Source organism: Sphingobium sp. FG11, from assembly GCF_057809915.1.
Window position 1 is genome coordinate 19,882 of the sequence record NZ_JBMDKW010000001.1, and the last position, 17,620, is coordinate 37,501.

At 62.8% G+C, this 17,620-nt stretch carries 17 protein-coding genes; 12 read left to right on the plus strand and 5 right to left on the minus strand.

All coding sequences use genetic code 11. The features are described 5' to 3' along the window. Nucleotides 1-3: 3 nt before the first annotated feature. From ACODSN_RS00130 to ACODSN_RS00150, 5 genes are all read left to right on the plus strand, one after another. Nucleotides 4-2,193 carry a phage tail protein gene (locus ACODSN_RS00130; RefSeq protein WP_489052185.1) on the plus strand — a complete coding sequence of 730 codons (2,190 nt, stop codon included), beginning with the start codon at nucleotides 4-6 and terminating at the stop codon, nucleotides 2,191-2,193. Between the two features lie 161 nt (nucleotides 2,194-2,354). Then, the gene (locus ACODSN_RS00135) at nucleotides 2,355-2,858 is read left to right on the plus strand and encodes a DUF2793 domain-containing protein (protein ID WP_489052187.1); all 504 of its coding nucleotides are present in this window, start codon (nucleotides 2,355-2,357) and stop codon (nucleotides 2,856-2,858) included. 181 nt (nucleotides 2,859-3,039) lie between these two features. Beyond that, nucleotides 3,040-4,104, plus strand: a complete 1,065-nt coding sequence (locus ACODSN_RS00140) for an OmpA family protein (RefSeq protein WP_489052588.1) — start codon at nucleotides 3,040-3,042, stop codon at nucleotides 4,102-4,104. 189 nt (nucleotides 4,105-4,293) lie between these two features. Continuing rightward, nucleotides 4,294-4,827: a superoxide dismutase family protein gene (locus ACODSN_RS00145; protein ID WP_489052188.1), complete on the plus strand. Its 534-nt coding sequence runs from the start codon at nucleotides 4,294-4,296 to the stop codon at nucleotides 4,825-4,827. Between the two features lie 239 nt (nucleotides 4,828-5,066). Continuing rightward, the gene (locus tag ACODSN_RS00150) at nucleotides 5,067-5,804 is read left to right on the plus strand and encodes a Bax inhibitor-1/YccA family protein (protein ID WP_489052190.1); all 738 of its coding nucleotides are present in this window, start codon (nucleotides 5,067-5,069) and stop codon (nucleotides 5,802-5,804) included. A 58-nt stretch (nucleotides 5,805-5,862) separates the two neighbouring features. On the opposite strand, the gene ACODSN_RS00155 is transcribed toward ACODSN_RS00150, so the two are convergent. The 4 genes from ACODSN_RS00155 to ACODSN_RS00170 form a co-directional block, all read right to left on the minus strand. Continuing rightward, a complete protein-coding gene (locus tag ACODSN_RS00155; protein WP_489052191.1) occupies nucleotides 5,863-6,489 on the minus strand; it encodes a glutathione S-transferase family protein in 627 nt (208 codons plus the stop codon). Between the two features lie 98 nt (nucleotides 6,490-6,587). Next, nucleotides 6,588-7,277, minus strand: a complete 690-nt coding sequence (locus tag ACODSN_RS00160; RefSeq protein ID WP_489052193.1) for an alpha/beta fold hydrolase — start codon at nucleotides 7,275-7,277, stop codon at nucleotides 6,588-6,590. A gap of 13 nt (nucleotides 7,278-7,290) precedes the next feature. Further along, nucleotides 7,291-9,609: an ATP-dependent Clp protease ATP-binding subunit ClpA gene (gene clpA, locus ACODSN_RS00165; RefSeq protein WP_489052195.1), complete on the minus strand. Its 2,319-nt coding sequence runs from the start codon at nucleotides 9,607-9,609 to the stop codon at nucleotides 7,291-7,293. 155 nt (nucleotides 9,610-9,764) lie between these two features. Then, nucleotides 9,765-9,962 (minus strand): DUF1192 domain-containing protein, encoded by a 198-nt coding sequence (locus ACODSN_RS00170; RefSeq protein WP_489052197.1) that lies wholly within the window; start codon nucleotides 9,960-9,962, stop codon nucleotides 9,765-9,767. A 99-nt stretch (nucleotides 9,963-10,061) separates the two neighbouring features. Between ACODSN_RS00170 and ACODSN_RS00175 the strand changes: the two genes are divergently transcribed. From ACODSN_RS00175 to ACODSN_RS00205, 7 genes are all read left to right on the plus strand, one after another. Next, the gene (locus ACODSN_RS00175; RefSeq protein WP_489052198.1) at nucleotides 10,062-11,069 is read left to right on the plus strand and encodes an NAD(P)H-quinone oxidoreductase; all 1,008 of its coding nucleotides are present in this window, start codon (nucleotides 10,062-10,064) and stop codon (nucleotides 11,067-11,069) included. Nucleotides 11,070-11,171: 102 nt separating this feature from the next. Next, on the plus strand, nucleotides 11,172-12,038 hold the full coding sequence (locus tag ACODSN_RS00180; protein ID WP_489052200.1) for a UDP-2,3-diacylglucosamine diphosphatase: 867 nt from the start codon (nucleotides 11,172-11,174) through the stop codon (nucleotides 12,036-12,038). Nucleotides 12,039-12,049: 11 nt separating this feature from the next. Then, nucleotides 12,050-13,078, plus strand: a complete 1,029-nt coding sequence (locus ACODSN_RS00185; RefSeq protein WP_489052201.1) for a glycosyltransferase family 4 protein — start codon at nucleotides 12,050-12,052, stop codon at nucleotides 13,076-13,078. A gap of 115 nt (nucleotides 13,079-13,193) precedes the next feature. Next, entirely contained in the window at nucleotides 13,194-13,877 is a 684-nt protein-coding gene (locus ACODSN_RS00190) for a DUF1013 domain-containing protein (RefSeq protein ID WP_489052589.1), read from the plus strand. A gap of 104 nt (nucleotides 13,878-13,981) precedes the next feature. Continuing rightward, nucleotides 13,982-15,688: a long-chain-fatty-acid--CoA ligase gene (locus ACODSN_RS00195; protein ID WP_489052203.1), complete on the plus strand. Its 1,707-nt coding sequence runs from the start codon at nucleotides 13,982-13,984 to the stop codon at nucleotides 15,686-15,688. Between the two features lie 41 nt (nucleotides 15,689-15,729). Next, nucleotides 15,730-16,263, plus strand: coding sequence for a peptide-methionine (S)-S-oxide reductase MsrA (msrA, locus tag ACODSN_RS00200; protein ID WP_489052205.1), 534 nt, complete (start codon nucleotides 15,730-15,732; stop codon nucleotides 16,261-16,263). Nucleotides 16,264-16,348: 85 nt separating this feature from the next. Further along, nucleotides 16,349-16,609: a hypothetical protein gene (locus tag ACODSN_RS00205; RefSeq protein ID WP_489052206.1), complete on the plus strand. Its 261-nt coding sequence runs from the start codon at nucleotides 16,349-16,351 to the stop codon at nucleotides 16,607-16,609. A gap of 5 nt (nucleotides 16,610-16,614) precedes the next feature. On the opposite strand, the gene ACODSN_RS00210 is transcribed toward ACODSN_RS00205, so the two are convergent. Next, a complete protein-coding gene (locus tag ACODSN_RS00210) occupies nucleotides 16,615-17,568 on the minus strand; it encodes an L-threonylcarbamoyladenylate synthase (protein ID WP_489052208.1) in 954 nt (317 codons plus the stop codon). Nucleotides 17,569-17,620: the final 52 nt, after the last annotated feature.

A 17,620-nucleotide genomic window follows, 5' to 3' on the forward strand; every position in this document is an offset into this window, starting at 1 on the left:
TGGATGGCCACTTTGGTGCTTACCGCCGTGGGATCGGTGTTCGGGCCGATCGGGGCGGCTCTTGGTGGGCTGATCGGCAATGCGTTCGATCATGCCGTGCTATTCAAGCCCAAGGGCCGCGAGGGGCCACGGCTCAATGACCTGCAATTGCAGACGTCCACCTATGGCACGCAGATACCGAAGCTGTTCGGGGCGATCCGGGTCGCAGGCACCGTCATCTGGGCCACGGACCTGCGCGAGACCAAGAGCAAGAGCGGGGGCGGCAAGGGGCGGCCGAGCGTCACCACCTATGCCTATTCAGCGAGCTTTGCGGTGGCGCTGTCCGCGCGTCAGGTGCGGTCGGTGAAGCGGATCTGGGCGGACGGCAATCTGCTGCGCGGGGCGGCGGGGGATTTCAAGACCGAGCTGGGGGCGTTCCGGCTGCATGATGGCAACGAGGACCAGCCGGTCGATCCGCTCATCGCTTCGGCGCAGGGGGTGGCGCGGACGCCGGCGCATCGCGGGGTTGCCTATGCGCTGTTCGAGGATCTGGCGCTGGCCGATTATGGCAATCGCATCCCGTCGCTGACCTTCGAGGTGGAGGCCGATGGCGGGGCGGTGTCGATCGGCGAGATTGCGTCCGTGCTGAGCGAGGGCGCGCTTTTCGGTGACGGACTGGCGAGCGTGGATGGCTATGCCGCGGAAGGGCGCGACACAGGCGAGGCGATCGTCCCGCTGATCGAGGCGCAGGGACTGGCCTTGCTGGCCGGAGAGGGGGGGCTTCGGCTGGAAGCGGCGGCGCTGGTGAGCGGGGGCGAGATCGGCAGGGAAATATTGTGCCGGGCTGTGAACGGCCGCGTGCTCGACATCATCGAGCGATCGGTCGAGGCGGCCGAAACGGCGCCGGTCGCGCTGTCGATGCGCTATTATGACGCGGAGCGGGATTATCGCACGGGTGTGCAACGGTCGACACGACCGGGACCGGGCCGGGCGGAGCGGGGCGTCGACTTGCCTGCCGTGCTGTCCGCCGATGCCGCGCGCGGGCTGACCGGGCGGCGGCTGGGCGAGATGTGGACGGGGCGGGCGACGATGACGCTGCGCTGCGGGTGGGGTGCGCTGACCCATGAACCCGGCGCGGTCGTGACGGTTGAGGGCGAACCCGGCCTGTGGCGGATCGAGGAGCGCGAATGGGAGGCGATGGCCGTGCGGCTGGCGCTGCGCCGGACGCGGGGGGCTGGCGGCAGCGTGCCGACAGGAGCCTCGTCCGGGGCGATCGTGCGCCAGAGCGATGCACCGCATGGGCAGACGAGTTTGATGCTCGCGGATTTGCCTGCGCTCAAGGACGGTGTGGCGAACGCGCCGATCGTGGTGGCGGCGGCGAGCGGGGGGACAGGCTGGCGTAGCGCGGCGCTGTTTTTCACGGGCGCCAGCGGTGAATCTATCCCGCTCGGGCGATCGGCGCCACGGGCGGTCATGGGCGAGCTGGGGGCCGCGCTGGGGCCGGGCAGCGTGACGATGGTGGATGAGCGCAACCGACTGAACGTCTCGCTGCTGGCGGAGGATATGCTGCTGACGCCAGCCGACGACGTTGCGCTATCGCAGGGACGCAACCTGTGTCTGGTCGGAGGGGAACTGATTCAGTTCAGCCGGGCGGAACAGACGGGACCGGCGCAATTTGTCCTGAGCGGGCTGCGGCGGGGATTGCGCGGGACCGAATGGGCTATGGATCATGCGGCGGGCGCGTCCTTCCTGCTGCTGGAGGAAGAGCGGCTGCGCGATCCCTTCGCGATGATGGGGACGGACGCAGAGGTCGGGAGCCGCGCTCAGATTGCGGCAATCGGGATCGGCGATGTCGAGCCGGCCGAGGCGGAGCTGATGCTGACCGGAGAGGCGCTGATCCCGCCGTCGCCGGTACATCTGCGCGCGCGGACGGAGGATGGCGGCTGGACGATCGGCTGGACGCGCCGGAGCCGGGCGGGCTGGCGCTGGAGCAGCGGGGGCGACGTGCCGCTGGCCGAGGAAAGCGAGCGTTATACGGTGCGCGTGTTGGCCGGGGAGGTTAGTGTCCGGAGTGTCGAAACATCGCTGCCCTCATGGACCTATGATGCCGCGACGATCGCCGCAGATGGCGCGGCGGGCGCCATCACCATTGAAATCCGCCAGACCGGATCGCGGGCGATGGGGCGACCAGCCTTTATCACCCTCACCGCCTGAGAGTTTGTTTGGAAATGCGTCTTTGGCGCATCCGCACCGGCCGTTCAAACGAGTCACGTGCCTCGTTTGAAGGGCCGGTGCGGCAACCTGAAATGCGCTCTTCCGCGCTTTTCCCAACAGCTCTGAGCCGCCATTTTTTCCCAAACCGGAGGGCCGATATTATGACCATGGATGTAACCGTGCGCTGGGCGTTGCCGCTACTTTATGCGGGGCAGGCGCAGAAGGAACTTTTCCACAATGAGGCGCTGACGGTGATCGATGCGCTGCTGCATGGGCAGATGGAAAGTGCCGATATCTCTGTCCCGCCTGAGTCGTCGATGATCGGGCAATGCTGGATCGTCGCGCCCGGCGCGACCGGAGCATGGACGGGACAGGCCAGCCGGGTGGCGTGCTGGACCGAAGGCGGCTGGCGTTTTTTTCAGCCGCGTACCGGGCTGTCTCTGCTCGTGAGCGACCGGGGCCATGCCATGGCCTATGACGGTTCGGCCTGGCGGGACGCGAGCTTGCGCACCGATGGACTTCATATTGCCGGCCATCGGGTCGTCGGCGGACAGATGGCAGCTATATCAGCACCTGCCGGGGGGGCGATCGTCGATGATAATTCACGAACCGCCATTAACGCCATTCTTGACGCGCTGCGCGCGCATGGCCTTATTGCTTCCTGACACTCCCGCGATATTTACATAATTGTTAAACGACTTATGACGGTGCCTCATATTATTTCAAAAATCCCGGCCTATGCGGCATTTTTGCAACGGTTCCCGCAAATGTAGACTTGCTATGAAACTTTCTTGCGGATACAGGGTTTCAGCAGTCCTTCGTGACACTTTTGAAAGGGGAATTCAGATGCGGAAGCTTGCCCTCGCGGCTGCTCTTGCGACCAGCGTTCTGGCCAGTCCGGCCTTTGCGCGTGATGACAGCTGGTATATCGGCGTAGACGCCGGCGTGCTGCTGGTTGAAGACCAGGGCGCCAAGATCAACGGCGTACCTGCTGTTGGCTCTATCGATTATCATAAGGGTTATGATTTCGACGCCAATATCGGCTATGATTTCGGTGGTTTCCGCCTGGAGGCTGAGTCAGCCTACAAGCGCGCCAGGGTGGATCTGGACAAGACCGGCTTCGGCGGTTCGGCTTCGGCTCTGTCGTTCATGATCAACGGTCTGCTCGATTTCGGTTCGGATGATGGCCTGCAGGGCTTCGTTGGCGGCGGTGCGGGCGTTTCGCGCGCCAAGATCGCCAATGACATCGTCAATGACACTGACACGGGCTTCGCCTGGCAGGCGATCGCGGGTGTTCGTTATCCCGTGACCAACCATGTCGATGTTTCGTTGAAGTATCGCTTCTTCAACCAGAACAAGATCAATGTGATCCCCAGCTACACCGATCTCGTTTATGGCACGGGCGTAAATGCGGGCGACAATATCCGCACCAAGCTGCGTACGCACAGCCTGTTGCTGGGTCTGACCTACAATTTCGGCGAACCGGCTGCGCCTCCGCCGCCGCCTCCTCCGCCGCCCCCGCCTCCTCCGCCCCCGCCGCCTCCGCCGCCGGTTGCGGAATGCAGCCCCGGACCGTACATCGTGTTCTTCGAATGGGACAAGTCGGACGTTACGCCTGACGCGGCTACCATTCTGGACAACGCGGTTTCGGCTTACAGCAACTGCGGCAGCGCCCAGGTCATGCTGGCAGGCTATGCGGACCGTTCGGGTTCGGCCTCGTACAATGTCGGCCTGTCGCAGCGTCGCGCTGACGCCGTTAAGGCTTACATTGCGTCGAAGGGCATTCCTGATGGCGTGATCACGACCCAGGCGTTCGGTGAATCGAACCCCCGCGTCGAGACTGCCGATGGCGTGCGCGAACTGCAGAACCGTCGTGTGGAAATCACCTACGGTCCGGGTTCGGGTCAGTAATCAGATTTCCTTCAGCGATGAAGGAAGATGGGAGGGGCCGGTCGAAAGACTGGCCCCTTTCTTTATGCGCTATGGCGGTAGTTCCGGTTGGAATCATAGCGAACAGCGAATTTCGATGACAATTTCAGGCAGGTAAGCAACAAACAGAGCGGCCTCACGTTCAAGCCAGTGTTCATTGGGGATGCTATCATGAAAATCGCGGCGATATGTCTGGGTTTGCCTCTGCTCATGGCGGTTGGTGGTTGTGCGACGACTGGTTCGAACACAGCGGCGCCGGCTGCGAATGCCCGGCTTCTCGCCGGTGATGGCGCCGCCCGTGGTTCGGCCACCGTCACGCAGGCGGCGGATGGCTTGCATATAATGGTCAGGGCCACAGGACTCACGCCGGGAATTCATGCGGTCCATGTGCATATGACCGGCCTTTGCACGGCGCCTGACTTTGTCAGCGCAGGCGGGCACTGGAATCCGACCGGCCGCAAACATGGCAGGAATAATCCAGCGGGCATGCATATGGGTGATATGCCGAATATGTCCGTAGGACCGGATGGAACGGGCGATCTGGATTATGTAATCCCCGAAGGGCAATTGACAGGCGGCGCGATGCCGCTGCTCGATGCGGACGGAGCGGCGATCGTGATTCACGCGAAGGCTGACGATAATGTCACCGATCCTGCGGGGAACGCTGGCGGGCGCATCGCGTGCGGTGTGCTGACGGCCGGTTAGCCGGGGCGGGCGAGGCCGATCCAGTGAGCATGGGCCGATGGCGCTAAACGCCGTGAAGGTTGGATGCTGACGAAACCTGGTTGCCAAAGTGCAGTGCTGAAGCAAGAGCAGGACGCATCAGGATAGCCGGGCGGCTGTTGAGCGTGGTTGCTGGCCCTTCACACCAGCGCTTGAATTGCGAGACAGAGTCCACGATAATGGTGATGCCGGGAAATCATGCCGGTAAAGGAGATGTTTCCATGGCCAACTGGTCCGACCCCCGTTCCGATATTGCCGGCTTCGGTGGCGCGAGCGTAGCGCGCGGCGAGGCGTTCGACGCTGGCCTGCACAGCTATATGCTGTCAGTCTATAATTATATGGCAAGCGGCGTGTTGCTGACGGGCCTTGTCGCGATGCTGTTCGCGTCCAGCGGTCTCGCCTATCAGGTGCTGGCTGGTCCCGGTATCCTCAAATATATCATCATGTTCGCGCCCCTCGGATTTGTGATGGCGCTGAGTTTCGGAATCCAGCGGATGTCGACCTTTACCGCGCAGGCCCTGTTCTGGGCTTATGCCGCGGTGATGGGCCTGTCCCTGTCGTCCATTTTCCTCGTCTACACGGGCACGTCGATCGCGCAGACCTTTTTCGCAACGGCGGCGGCTTTTGCCGGGTTGAGCCTGTTCGGTTATACGACGAAGAAGGACCTGTCGGGTTTCGGCACCTTCCTTATCATGGGCGTCGTGGGCCTGCTGGTGGCGAGCCTTATCAACCTCTTCCTCAAATCCAGCGCGATGAACCTGATGATCAGCTTCATCGGCGTGTTGTTGTTCGCGGGACTGACCGCCTATGACACGCAGAAGATCAAGGGCATCTATGCCTATGTCGCGGGCACCGATATGATGGGCAAGTCGGTGGTGATGGGGGCGCTGAACCTCTATCTCGACTTCATCAACATGTTCATGTTCCTGCTGCGCTTCATGGGTAACAGCCGCAACTGAGCAAGCGGGAAATAACAAAAAAAGCCGGCGCACCGCCGGCTTTTTTTGTGACTGGCGATCAGCCGGGCTGCTGCATTTCCTCAATAAGAGCGGCGTCCAACGCTTTCTGGCGTTGATAGGCCGGTCTGGCGCCGAGGCGAGCCGCATAAGCCTCAAGGGTCGGGGTGGCGGGGATCGACTGGAACGCCAGACCAAAATCGACCTGTGAACCGACATATATGTCCGCCGCAGTGAATTGATCCCCGCATATCCAGCCCGTTCCGGACACGGAGTGTTCGAGCGTCGCGATGGCTCGTTCGAAATTGCCATAGCCTGCCATGGATTCGCGACCCTCTGGGATTTCAAAGCCAAGCGCCCTGTTCGTGACGGCGGCTTCGACCGGCCCCGCAGCGAAGAACAGCCACCGATAATAAGCGCTGCGGTCATCGAGCGCCGGAGCAAGATTGGCGGATGGAAAGGCATCCGCGAGATAGGCGCAGATCGCGGCGCATTCGGTGACGACGTGGCCATGGTGGACGATCGCGGGCACCTTGCCCATCGGATTGATCGCCAGATAGTCGGGTGACTTCATGCCGACGGCGTTCAGTATGACGACCTGGTAATCTACGCCGACTTCTTCCAGCATCCAGCGGACGATCTGACCCCGCGACATGGGGTTATGGTAGAAAATGATGCTATCGGCCATGCGGGTTGCTCCTCGGTCGGTCGTTGATCTGCGATCCGATCATATCGAGCCTGCGGGAGCCAGCCCTTTTTGCCTATTCGCGCGGTGCGAGGTTAATCCTATGGTCGGTTCGGGCGCTGGAACGCCCCATTGGCAAGGAAATGGAGGATCTGGCGGGCCACGGCGGCTCTGTAGATCATCGTCATATGTTCGACATGCATGACAAGATGATCGGTCTGACCGTCCGCATGGGTCGCGGCGACGCTGACCAGTCCGTCATGGGGCTGGGTAAAGAAGAGGCTGGCGAACGGGCCACCCAAGGGACGGTCGCCGGCGATGACTCCCAGGGGATAGTCGATCGCGCCAAGCAACGCCGTGACGCCCGGCTTGCGCGCCGTGCGCAGGAGCCGTCCCGCGCGATTGAGAAAGGGGCCGTGTAGGCGCAGACGATAGAGAAGGTCGGCCAGTTCGCTGCCGCCATGGGGCGTGCCCAGGGTCACGACATGGCCGAGATTATCGGGCCGTTGCCGCGCGATCGCAGCACGCGCGATAAGGCCGCCCATGGAGTGGCCGACGAAATGGATGCTTGAAACCTGATCGGCGAAGCGCGCGATTTTGGGCGTCAGATCATCTACGATTTTATCCACCGGCGAGTGCCAGGATAGATAATGTGGGTTGAGGATGGCGTAACCCGCACGTCGCAGCCGCTGTCCCAATAGCCCCATCTGTATGGGCGCGCCGCCAAAACCATGGAGGAGGACGACGCCGTCGGGCAGCCGTCCTCCTCCCTTTTCATCTTGAAGCTGCAACGACAGGGTGTCCTTATTTCGCCCGTTCGTCGGTTTTGGCCTTGCCGCCCCGCTTGCCCTTTTTCGGCGCGGCGGGGGTGATTTCGAAGGCGAGCGCTTCGTCCTTCATCCTGACATGGACCTCGCCGCCATGGACGAGCTTGCCGAACAACAGCTCCTCAGCGAGTGGCTGCTTGATCTTTTCCTGCATGAGCCGACCCATCGGGCGGGCGCCATACAGCTTGTCATAGCCTTTCTTGGTGAGCCAGGCCTTGGCCTCTTCGTCCAGTGTGATGTGGACGTCGCGATCGGCCAGTTGCAGCTCCAGCTGAAGCACGAACTTGTCGATCACGCGGGCGACGATTTCCGGCGGCAAATAGCCGAAGGGCACGATCGCATCGAGGCGGTTGCGGAATTCGGGGGTGAAGAGTTTCTTCACCGCATCCTCCTGCACATCCTCGCGGGTCAGTTCGCCAAAGCCGATCGATTCCTTCGCCATGTCCGATGCACCGGCATTGGTGGTCATGATGAGGATGGTGTTGCGGAAATCGACGGTCTTGCCGTGATGATCGGTCAGGCGGCCATTATCCATGACCTGCAACAATATGTTGAACAGATCGGGATGCGCCTTTTCGATCTCGTCCAGCAGCAGGACACTATGCGGCTGCTGATCGACGGCGTCCGTGAGCAGACCGCCCTGATCATAGCCGACATAGCCTGGAGGCGCACCGATCAGGCGGCTGACCGAATGGCGTTCCATATATTCGGACATGTCGAACCGCTGGAGCGGGATGCCCAGCAGGGTCGCGAGCTGGCGCGCCACCTCCGTCTTGCCGACGCCGGTGGGGCCGGAGAAGAGATAGTTGCCGATCGGCTTGTCGGGATCGCGCAGACCAGCGCGCGATAGCTTGATCGCGGACGACAGCACCTCGATCGCCTTGTCCTGCCCAAACACGACGCGCTTGAGGTCGGTCGTCAGCGATTCCAGCACGCTCTTGTCGTCGGACGATACCGTCTTTGGCGGGATGCGGGCCATGGTCGCGATGACCTGTTCGATCTCCTTGGGGGTGATCGTCTTTTTCCGCTTGGACGGCACGACCAGCATCTGCATCGCGCCGACTTCATCGATCACGTCGATCGCCTTGTCGGGAAGCTTGCGGTCGTTGATGTAGCGCGCCGATAGCTCGACCGCCGCTTTGATCGCGTCGGGCGTATATTTGACGTGATGATGCTCTTCGAACGCCGAGCGAAGGCCAGCGAGGATCTTGATCGTATCCTCGACCGTCGGTTCGTTGACGTCGATCTTCTGGAAGCGCCGGAGCAGCGCCCGGTCCTTTTCGAAATGGTTGCGAAATTCCTTGTAGGTGGTCGAACCGATGCAGCGGATCGTTCCGCCCGACAGGGCAGGCTTCAAAAGATTGGATGCGTCCATCGCCCCGCCGCTAGTCGCGCCGGCGCCGATCACGGTATGGATTTCATCGATGAAAAGAACCGCGTGCGGCATCTTTTCCAGTTCGGTGACGACCGCTTTCAGCCGCTCCTCGAAATCGCCGCGATAGCGGGTGCCAGCCAGCAACGCGCCCATATCGAGCGAATAGATCACCGCTTCCCTGAGCACATCGGGCACTTCGCCCTCAATGATCTTGCGCGCGAGGCCCTCCGCGATGGCGGTCTTGCCCACGCCCGGATCGCCCACATAGAGCGGGTTGTTCTTCGACCGGCGGCACAGGATCTGAATGGTGCGATCGACCTCGGCAGCGCGGCCGATCAGCGGATCGACCTTGCCGCGCGCCGCCTTTTCGTTGAGGTTGACGGTGAACTGGTCGAGCGCGCTGTCTTTCTTCCCCTTGCCGTCCTGCACCTTCTTTTCCTCCTCGGCAGCGCCCTTGGTCTCCTGACGTTCGGGTGCGGGGGTGCCCTTGCCGACGCCGTGGCTCAGGAAGCTGACGGCATCGAGGCGGCTCATATCCTGTTGCTGCAGGAAATAGACGGCATAGCTTTCCCGTTCGGAAAAGAGCGCGACGAGGACATTGGCGCCCGTTACCTCATCCTTGCCGGAGGACTGGACGTGGAGGATGGCGCGCTGGACGACGCGCTGGAAACCGCTGGTGGGGGAAGGGTCGCTGGCGCCCTCGACCTTGAGACTGTCGAGTTCGCTGTCGAGATACTGGGTGACGGCATCGGCCAGTTCGCCCAGTTCCACGCCGCAAGCCTGCATGACCTTCGACGCATGTTCGTCGTCGATCAGCGCGAGCAGCAGATGTTCGAGCGTCGCATATTCATGGCGGCGTTCGGACGCATGCGTCAGCGCATTGTGCAGGGTGGTTTCAAGGGCGGTGGCGAAAGATGGCATGTCCGTTCAACTCCTGGCCCGCAATGGGGCGGTGTGGAACCATATGTCGGCATTGCTCGACAACAGATCAAGGACAGAGTCCCGATCGCCGGAATTGCCAGACTGCCCGTGCCCGGTGAAGTCCTTGAGCGGACCGCAAAGGGCGGGGTGAGGGTTCATCGTCTGAATAACGCCTCGGCACTTGCCTTATGGTTAACGGCGCTTTCCAATTTCGATCTGGTGCGTTTTATTTCGCCTTCCAGGCTGATGATGCGCGCTTCCAGATCGGCTACGGACAGGGGCGCCAGATCCTGCTTCACCAGCCGGTCCAGCGGATCATCGGCCTTGCGTGGCAGATCATTATCCATGTCCATAGCGCCAATGTTGACCCTGCTTTGCAGTCTGTCAATAAGGACAAATGTTTGCCGGTCGATTTTCGGTGCGGTGCAGCATAGCGACAATCGGGGGCGGGCATGACGACTGACGACAGGCTACTGCCGGACGACATGGTGGCGATCGCCGTCCCGGTTCCGGGCGGGCCGGAAGCGCTGGTGGCCGAACGACGGCCGATGCCGGTGCCGGGTGCCGATGAAGTGCTGATCCGCGTCGCGGCCGCCGGGATCAACCGGCCCGATGTCATGCAGCGCATGGGCAAATATCCGCCGCCGCCCGGCGCATCCGATATTCCGGGGCTGGAAGTTTCCGGCACGGTCGTCGCGGCCGGGCAGGGTGCGGATATGCTGATCGGGCAACGGGTGTGCGCCCTGCTGCCGGGCGGCGGTTATGCGGAATATGCGGTGGCGTCTGCGGGCATGTGTCTGCCCGTGCCGGACGATTATGACCTTGTCGAAGCGGGGGCACTGCCCGAGACGCTGTTCACCGTGTGGACCAACCTGTTCGAGCGGGCCTATGTGCTAGAGGGCGACACCGTGCTGGTCCATGGCGGGACGAGCGGCATCGGCACCATGGCGATCACGCTGTGCCGGTTGTTCGATATCACGATCATCGTCACTTGCGGTAGCGACGAAAAATGCGAGGCGGCCAAGGCGTGGGGCGCGAGCCACGCGATCAATTATCGCTCGCAGGATTTTGTCGAGGAAGTGAAGCGGATCACCGGCGGACGCGGGTGCCAGGCGGCGCTCGACATGGTGGGCGGCGATTATGTGCCGCGCAATATCGAATGTCTTGCCGACGATGGGCGTCATGTTTCGATCGCGACGTCCGGTGGGCCGAAGGCGACCATATTCCTGCCGGCGCTGATGTCGCGGCGGTTGACGCTAACGGGATCGACCCTGCGGCCGCGCTCCGTCGCCTTCAAGAGCCTGATCGCCGACGAACTGATCCGCACCGTCTGGTCCTTTGTCGAAAAGGGCAAGCTGCGTCCGGCGATGGACAAGAGGTTCGCGCTGACGGACGCCGCCAAGGCGCATGCGCGGATGGATGCGGGCGAGCATTTCGGGAAGATCGTGCTGATCCCGTGACGGAAGGACGGCGCGAACTGTCGTATTTCCGTCATGTTCGGCGCGGAGTTGTCACACAGAGCGACTAGAGGCCTCAAAGGACAATAGCCCGAGGCTTTATTCATGAATGCCATCATGCGCCTGCCTTTCGCGGCGGATATTGCGGAGAGCATCACCGCACGGCCGCATATTCCCGAACGCGAAGAGGGCGAACGCCGCCGCTATCGCACCATCTGGATCTCCGACATTCACCTCGGCACGCGCGGGTGCAATGCGCGGATGCTGATCGATTTTCTGGACAGCGTCGACAGCGACACCATGTATCTGGTCGGCGACATCATCGACGGCTGGCGCCTTAAAAAGCGCTTCTACTGGCCGGCGACACATAATGACGTCGTCTGGCGGGTGATGAAGCGGGCCAGTCGCGGCACGCGCGTCGTCTATATCCCCGGCAATCATGACGAGATGTTCCGCCAGTTCACCGGCATGAGCTTTGGCGGGGTCGAGATACGGCGCAAGGCGATCCATCAGACTGCGGACGGGCGCAAGCTGCTGGTGCTGCATGGCGACGAGTTCGATACGATTATGCTCGCCCATCGCTGGCTCGCCTTTGTCGGCGACGCGGCCTATGGCGCGCTGATGCGGCTGAACGTCGTGGTCAATGCGGTGCGTCAGCGGATGGGGCTGCCCTATTGGTCGCTCTCCAAAATGGCCAAGCATAAGGTCAAGAACGCCGTGTCCTTCATTTCCCGGTTCGAGGAAGTGGTCGCGCATGAAGCGGGCGCGCGGGGCGTGGATGGCGTGGTGTGCGGCCATATCCATAATGCGGAAATGCGCGAAATCGGCGGCGTCGCCTATTATAATGACGGCGACTGGGTGGAAGGCTGTACCGCGCTGGTCGAGCATTATGACGGACGGATGGAGGTGCTGCACTGGGCCGACGAGATCGCGGCGCGTGCGCGCGTCGAACCCGCACGCATCGCAGCTTAGGGGCGTCCGGCATGCGCATCGCGATCGTCACCGACGCCTGGCTGCCACAGGTCAACGGCGTTGTCCGCACATTGCAGACGATGAAGGATGAGCTGGAAAAGCTGGGGCATGCGGTCAAGGTGATTTCGCCGGATCTTTACGGCTCGATCCCTTGTCCCACCTATCCTGAAATCCGCCTCGCACTGGTGCGGCCCGCCGTCGTTGGGGAGGCTATATCGGGCTTTCATCCCGATGCGGTGCATCTCGCGACCGAAGGGCCGCTTTGCCTTGCAGCGCGGCGCTGGTGCCTGCGTTCGGCAGTGCCCTTCACAACCGCCTATCACACGCATTTCCCGGATTATGTTGCGAGCCGCACGGGGCTGCCCGCCGCGTGGTTCTGGCGTTATATCCGCTGGTTTCATGGACCCGCGCAGGCGGTTCTGGTCTCCACCCGCTCGGTGATGGCGCAGCTTCGCGCGCATGGTGTCGCCCAGGTGCGCGAATGGGGCAGGGGTGTGGATCTGGACGCGTTTACGCCCGGGGCGGCCGCGCACGATCTATTCTCGACACTTGAGCGGCCCATCCAGCTCTATGTCGGCCGGATCGCGGTGGAGAAGAATCTGGAGGCGTTCCTCGCCAATAGCCATCCGGGATCGAAGGTGGTGGTGGGCGATGGGCCGGCCCGCGCGGCGCTGGAGCGGGCTTATCCCGACGCGCATTTCATCGGCCCCCTGTTCGGCACGGCGCTGGCGGGCGCTTATGCGGGCGCGGATGTGTTCGTCTTTCCGAGCAGGACGGATACGTTCGGGCTGGTGATGATCGAGGCGCTGGCCTGCGGCACGCCGGTCGCGGCCTACCCGGTGACGGGGCCAGTGGATATCGTGACCCCGCAGGCCGGTTCATTGTCCGAGAAACTGGAGGAGGCGATCGCCGCCGCCCTGCGCTGCGATCGCGCTGCTTGCGCTGCCTATGGCCGGAGCTTTAGCTGGGAACGCAGCGCTCGTGAGTTCCTGTCCGGCCTGCATGCCATCGACCAGCAGAGCCTGGATAGCGCCGCCTGACGCTTTTCCTTGCTCCGGCGGGCGTCATGGACTATCCCCGACGCATCGTGGCCGCCCTGCTTGGGCGGCCCTTATTATTTTTGCGTGCCGGAGAATGCTCGTGTCCCAGCCCCTGATGCCCCACGCGACCGCCAGCTGGCTGGTCGACAATAGCGCGCTGAGCTTTGACCAGATCGCGGAATTTTGCGGGCTTCACATCCTGGAGGTGCAGGCGATCGCCGACGATACCGCCGGGACCAAATATACCGGCCGCGATCCGGTGCGCGCGCATGAAATCACGATGGAGGAAATCCACAAGGGCGAGCAGAATCCGGATTACCGGCTTAAGATGCTCAAAGGTCCCGAGCCTGTCCGTCGCACCAAGGGGCCGCGCTACACGCCGGTTTCCAAGCGGCAGGACAAGCCCGACGGCATCGCCTGGATCCTGCGCAATCACCCCGAAATTTCGGACGGCGCGATCGGCAAGCTGATCGGCACCACCCGCACCACCATCGCCGCGATCCGCGATCGCAGCCACTGGAACATCTCCAACATCACCCCCAAGGACCCGGTGACGCTCGGTCTGTGTTCGCAGCGGGAACTGGACGGACTGGTCGCCAAGGCGGCAAAGAAGGCGGGGATCGAAGCGCCCACGGATTCGCGTCTGGACGGCGATCGCGCCGCGCTGATCGAAGAGCTGCGCCGCGAGCGCGACGAGGCTGCGCGTCGGGCCGAGGAAGCCGCGCTGAGCGGGGGCGACCTGATCTCGGAGGCCGCGAAAATCCTCGATCCTTTCAGTAACAACAAGGGTCATGTCTGATCGTTCGGCGTCTCCGGCCTGACGGCTGGAGGCGCGCGGATGGAGTCGGTATGATACCTTCCTTTACGCTTGCGTAAAGCAAAGCTGCGCCATACACTCTCCCGATGGAGAGCGAAGCAAAGCCGTGGATGGCCCATTATAGTCACCCGGTTCCATGGGATCAGACATTTCCGCCCTTGTCGGTCGTCGACATGGTGGTGCGGAGCGCGACGGCCAAGCCCGCCGCCATCATGATCGATTTCATGGGGCGCAAGATCAGCTACGGCGAAATGCTGCCCCATATCCGCCGCGTGGCGAAGGGGCTTCAGGCGATGGGCGTGCGCAAGGGCGACCGGGTCGGCCTGTATCTGCCCAACGTTCCCCATTATGTGGCCGCCTATTATGGCGCGATGATGGCTGGCGCCACGGTGGTCAATTTCTCGCCGCTCTACACCGCCGCCGAACTGGAGCATCAGGTCGAGGATAGCGGCACGAAAATCCTCTTCACGCTGTCCGCCAAGGCTCTGCTGCCGACCGCCATCGCGGTGCTGAACAATAGCAGTCTGGAACGGCTGGTCGTCGGCAGCGTCGCGCAGGCGCTGTCGCCGGCGAAGTCGCTGCTCTACCGCCTGTTCAAGCGGGCCGAAACCGTGGCGGTGCCGCATGATCCGCGCATCACCAGCTTTGCCAAGCTGGCCCATCATGGTGACGATCCCGCCCCGGTCGAGATCGACCCGGAAAACGACATCGCCCTGCTGCAATATACCGGCGGCACCACGGGGACGCCAAAGGGGGCGATGCTTTCCCATCAGAATCTCACGGCCAATGCCCGCCAGATCCGCATGATGGACCCGCATGTGGAGATGGAGGATCGGATCATCGCCGTGCTTCCCTTCTTCCATGTATTCGCCAATACCTGCACCCTCAACCGGACGGTGCTGAGCGGCGGCGAGATGGTGATGCTGCCCCGGTTCGAAGCGGTTCAGGTGCTCGCCGCGATCCAGCGGACGAAGGCGACATCGCTGCCGGGCGTGCCGACCATGTATCAGGCATTGCTGGACCATCCCGCGACCGCGAATATCGACTTTTCATCGCTGCGCGTCTGTATTTCCGGCGGCGCGCCGCTGCCGCTGGAGGTCAAGCAGCGGTTCGAGGCCGTGACCGGCGCGAAGCTGGTCGAAGGCTATGGCCTGACCGAGACCAGTCCGGTGGTCTGCTCCAACCCCTATGAAGGGCTGAACAAGAGCGGCACGGTCGGCCAGCCCGTCCCCGGCACGCATGTGCGGCTGGTCGATCGCGAGGACCCGACGCGCCCGGCGCCCGAAGGCGAACCGGGCGAGCTGGTTTTTGCCGGGCCGCAGATCATGAAGGGCTATTGGCAGCGGCCTGATGCCGACCGGGAGGTCTTTGTCGATGGATGGCTGCGCACCGGCGACGTCGGCCTGATCGACGCGGACGGCTATGTGAAGATCGTCGACCGGCTGAAGGACATGATCGCCGTGGGCGGGTTCAAGGTGTTTCCGAGCCAGATCGAGGCGATCCTCTATCATCATTCCGCCGTCAAGGAAGCGCTCGTCATCGGCGTCGCTGACCATTATCGCGGCGAATGCCCGAAGGCTTTCGTGACGCTTCAGGAAGGAGCGGTGGTCGATGGCGCTGCCCTCAAGGATTGGCTAAACCCGCAACTGGGCAAGCATGAGAAGGTGTGCGAGGTCGAAATCCGGCTCAATCTGCCCAAGACGCTGGTCGGCAAATTATCGCGCAAGGAACTGGTCGCCGAGGAGAAGGCGAAAGCGGCCGCCCGCCCCGCCGAGACTGGAATGCCGGCCTGATCCTTCCTATCTTGGCGGTTCCAAGGCATGAGGGATGATCGATGGCGCAGGAAATCGCGACGCTGGCCGGTGGCTGCTTCTGGTGCACCGAAGCGGTCTATCAGAATCTGAAAGGCGTCACGTCGGTCGAGAGCGGCTATCTTGGCGGTGCTGTCCCCGATCCCACCTATGAGCAGGTTTGCGCCGGCAGTACCGGCCATGCGGAAGCGATTCGGGTCGCCTTCGATCCCGATGTCATTTCCTATGGCGACCTGCTCGATATTTTCTTTGCGACGCATGATCCGACGACGCTCAATCGCCAGGGTAACGATGTCGGTACGCAATATCGTTCCGCCATCTTTCCCCATTCGCCCGAGCAGACCGAGGCTGCGGAAGCGGCCATTGTCCGCGCTGCCCCCGACCATGCCCGTCCGATCGTAACCAGTATCGAGCCGGACGCTCCCTGGTATCCGGCCGAGGATTATCACCAGAAATATTGGGATCGGGTCGGCGATCGCAACCCCTATTGCATGGCCGTCATCCCGCCCAAACTCGCCAAATTGCGCAAGGGTTTTTCCGAACGCATCGCAAGCTGATGGCTATTTTGCGGGCGCGCCGTAGGGTGAGGTTCATATCGGCCATGCCATGCATGCATCGATGTAAGCATGGGGGAATGGACGAATGAACAAGAGCTATCTGATCGCCGCGCCGTTGTTGATGCTGGCTCTGCCCGGATGCGTCAGGACCGTGGCCAGTGTCGTAACGGCCCCGGTGCGGGCGGGGTCGCAGGCGGCGGATTGGGCGACGACCAGCCAGGATGAGGCGGACCGCAATTATGGCCGCAAGATGCGCAAGCAGGAGGCTCGCGACGGCAAAGCGCGCAAGCAGGCGGAAAAGGATCGCCAGCGCCGCTGCCGTGACGCCGGCTATGGCGACTGTTGAACGGATCAGGCTGCGGCGCGGGCCAGTCTGTCGTTGATTGCCACGCCGATCCCTTCATGCGGGATCGGAGCCACCGCGATGCAAATGGCGTCGCTCGCATCGGCGATATGCAGGGCCGCGAACAGAGTGGCCGCCGCTTCCTGCAAATCGCCGGTGGGACTGAGGTTGAGGTCGCAGGGCATCGAGCCAAAGCCGATCAGATATTCCCCCGCCTGCGCCGTGATAGCCTGGAGGCGGAGCGGCTTTGCGGGCGCATAATGGCTTTCGAGTTGCCCCGGCGCTTCGATCCGCTTGTCATGCGCGCTCTCCAGCACCGGAACGCCGGTCGCTTCCTCCAGCATCGCGGTCGTCACCGGGCCGGGACGCAGCAGGCGCAGATGGTCGCTTTCCGGCGCGACGATCGTGGATTCCAGACCTTCGGCAGAAGGCCCGCCGTCCAGAATCATGCCGATCCTGCCATCGAGGCTGGCACGCACATGAGCGGCGCTGGTCGGGCTGATCGATCCGCTGCGATTGGCCGAGGGGGCTGCCAGCGGCCGGTCGCTCGCTTCGATCAGCGCGCGCATGACGGGATGTGCTGGCATGCGCAGCGCGACGGTTGGAAGGCCGGCGGTGACGAGCGGCGAGAGGCCGCTATCCGCCCGCACGGGAATGACGAGCGTCAGCGGTCCCGGCCAGAAGCGGTCCGCGAGCGTATCTGCCAGTGGCGAGAAATCAGCCAGCCGTCGGGCCATGGCGCGATCGGCCACATGCACGATCAGCGGATTGAAGGTCGGCCGGCCTTTCGCCGTATAGATGGCGGCGACCGCGCGGCTGTCGGTCGCGTCGGCGGCGAGGCCATAGACGGTTTCGCTCGGTACGGCGACCGGCTCGCCCGCATGGATGCGTCGCACCGCGTCCCGCAAGGCGCCGGGATCATAGGGTTGGATGATGGTGTCAAGGGTCTGGGTCACGGTCATGGCGCTATAGCCGCACCTTGCTCCACTGTAAAAGAACATAGGCGTCGCTTGC

Coding starts and splice junctions, on each gene's coding strand:
- ACODSN_RS00150 (WP_489052190.1), top strand. CDS start 5,067: ATGGCCAACTGGTCCGACCCCCGTTCCGATATTGCCGGCTTCGGTGGC.
- ACODSN_RS00170 (WP_489052197.1), bottom strand. CDS start 9,962: ATGGACATGGATAATGATCTGCCACGCAAGGCCGATGATCCGCTGGAC.
- ACODSN_RS00155 (WP_489052191.1), bottom strand. CDS start 6,489: ATGGCCGATAGCATCATTTTCTACCATAACCCCATGTCGCGGGGTCAG.
- ACODSN_RS00210 (WP_489052208.1), bottom strand. CDS start 17,568: ATGACCGTGACCCAGACCCTTGACACCATCATCCAACCCTATGATCCC.
- ACODSN_RS00190 (WP_489052589.1), top strand. CDS start 13,194: ATGCCCCACGCGACCGCCAGCTGGCTGGTCGACAATAGCGCGCTGAGC.
- ACODSN_RS00140 (WP_489052588.1), top strand. CDS start 3,040: ATGCGGAAGCTTGCCCTCGCGGCTGCTCTTGCGACCAGCGTTCTGGCC.
- ACODSN_RS00175 (WP_489052198.1), top strand. CDS start 10,062: ATGACGACTGACGACAGGCTACTGCCGGACGACATGGTGGCGATCGCC.
- ACODSN_RS00145 (WP_489052188.1), top strand. CDS start 4,294: ATGAAAATCGCGGCGATATGTCTGGGTTTGCCTCTGCTCATGGCGGTT.
- ACODSN_RS00205 (WP_489052206.1), top strand. CDS start 16,349: ATGAACAAGAGCTATCTGATCGCCGCGCCGTTGTTGATGCTGGCTCTG.
- ACODSN_RS00135 (WP_489052187.1), top strand. CDS start 2,355: ATGACCATGGATGTAACCGTGCGCTGGGCGTTGCCGCTACTTTATGCG.
- ACODSN_RS00195 (WP_489052203.1), top strand. CDS start 13,982: ATGGAGAGCGAAGCAAAGCCGTGGATGGCCCATTATAGTCACCCGGTT.
- ACODSN_RS00180 (WP_489052200.1), top strand. CDS start 11,172: ATGAATGCCATCATGCGCCTGCCTTTCGCGGCGGATATTGCGGAGAGC.
- clpA (WP_489052195.1), bottom strand. CDS start 9,609: ATGCCATCTTTCGCCACCGCCCTTGAAACCACCCTGCACAATGCGCTG.
- msrA (WP_489052205.1), top strand. CDS start 15,730: ATGGCGCAGGAAATCGCGACGCTGGCCGGTGGCTGCTTCTGGTGCACC.
- ACODSN_RS00185 (WP_489052201.1), top strand. CDS start 12,050: ATGCGCATCGCGATCGTCACCGACGCCTGGCTGCCACAGGTCAACGGC.
- ACODSN_RS00130 (WP_489052185.1), top strand. CDS start 4: ATGGCCACTTTGGTGCTTACCGCCGTGGGATCGGTGTTCGGGCCGATC.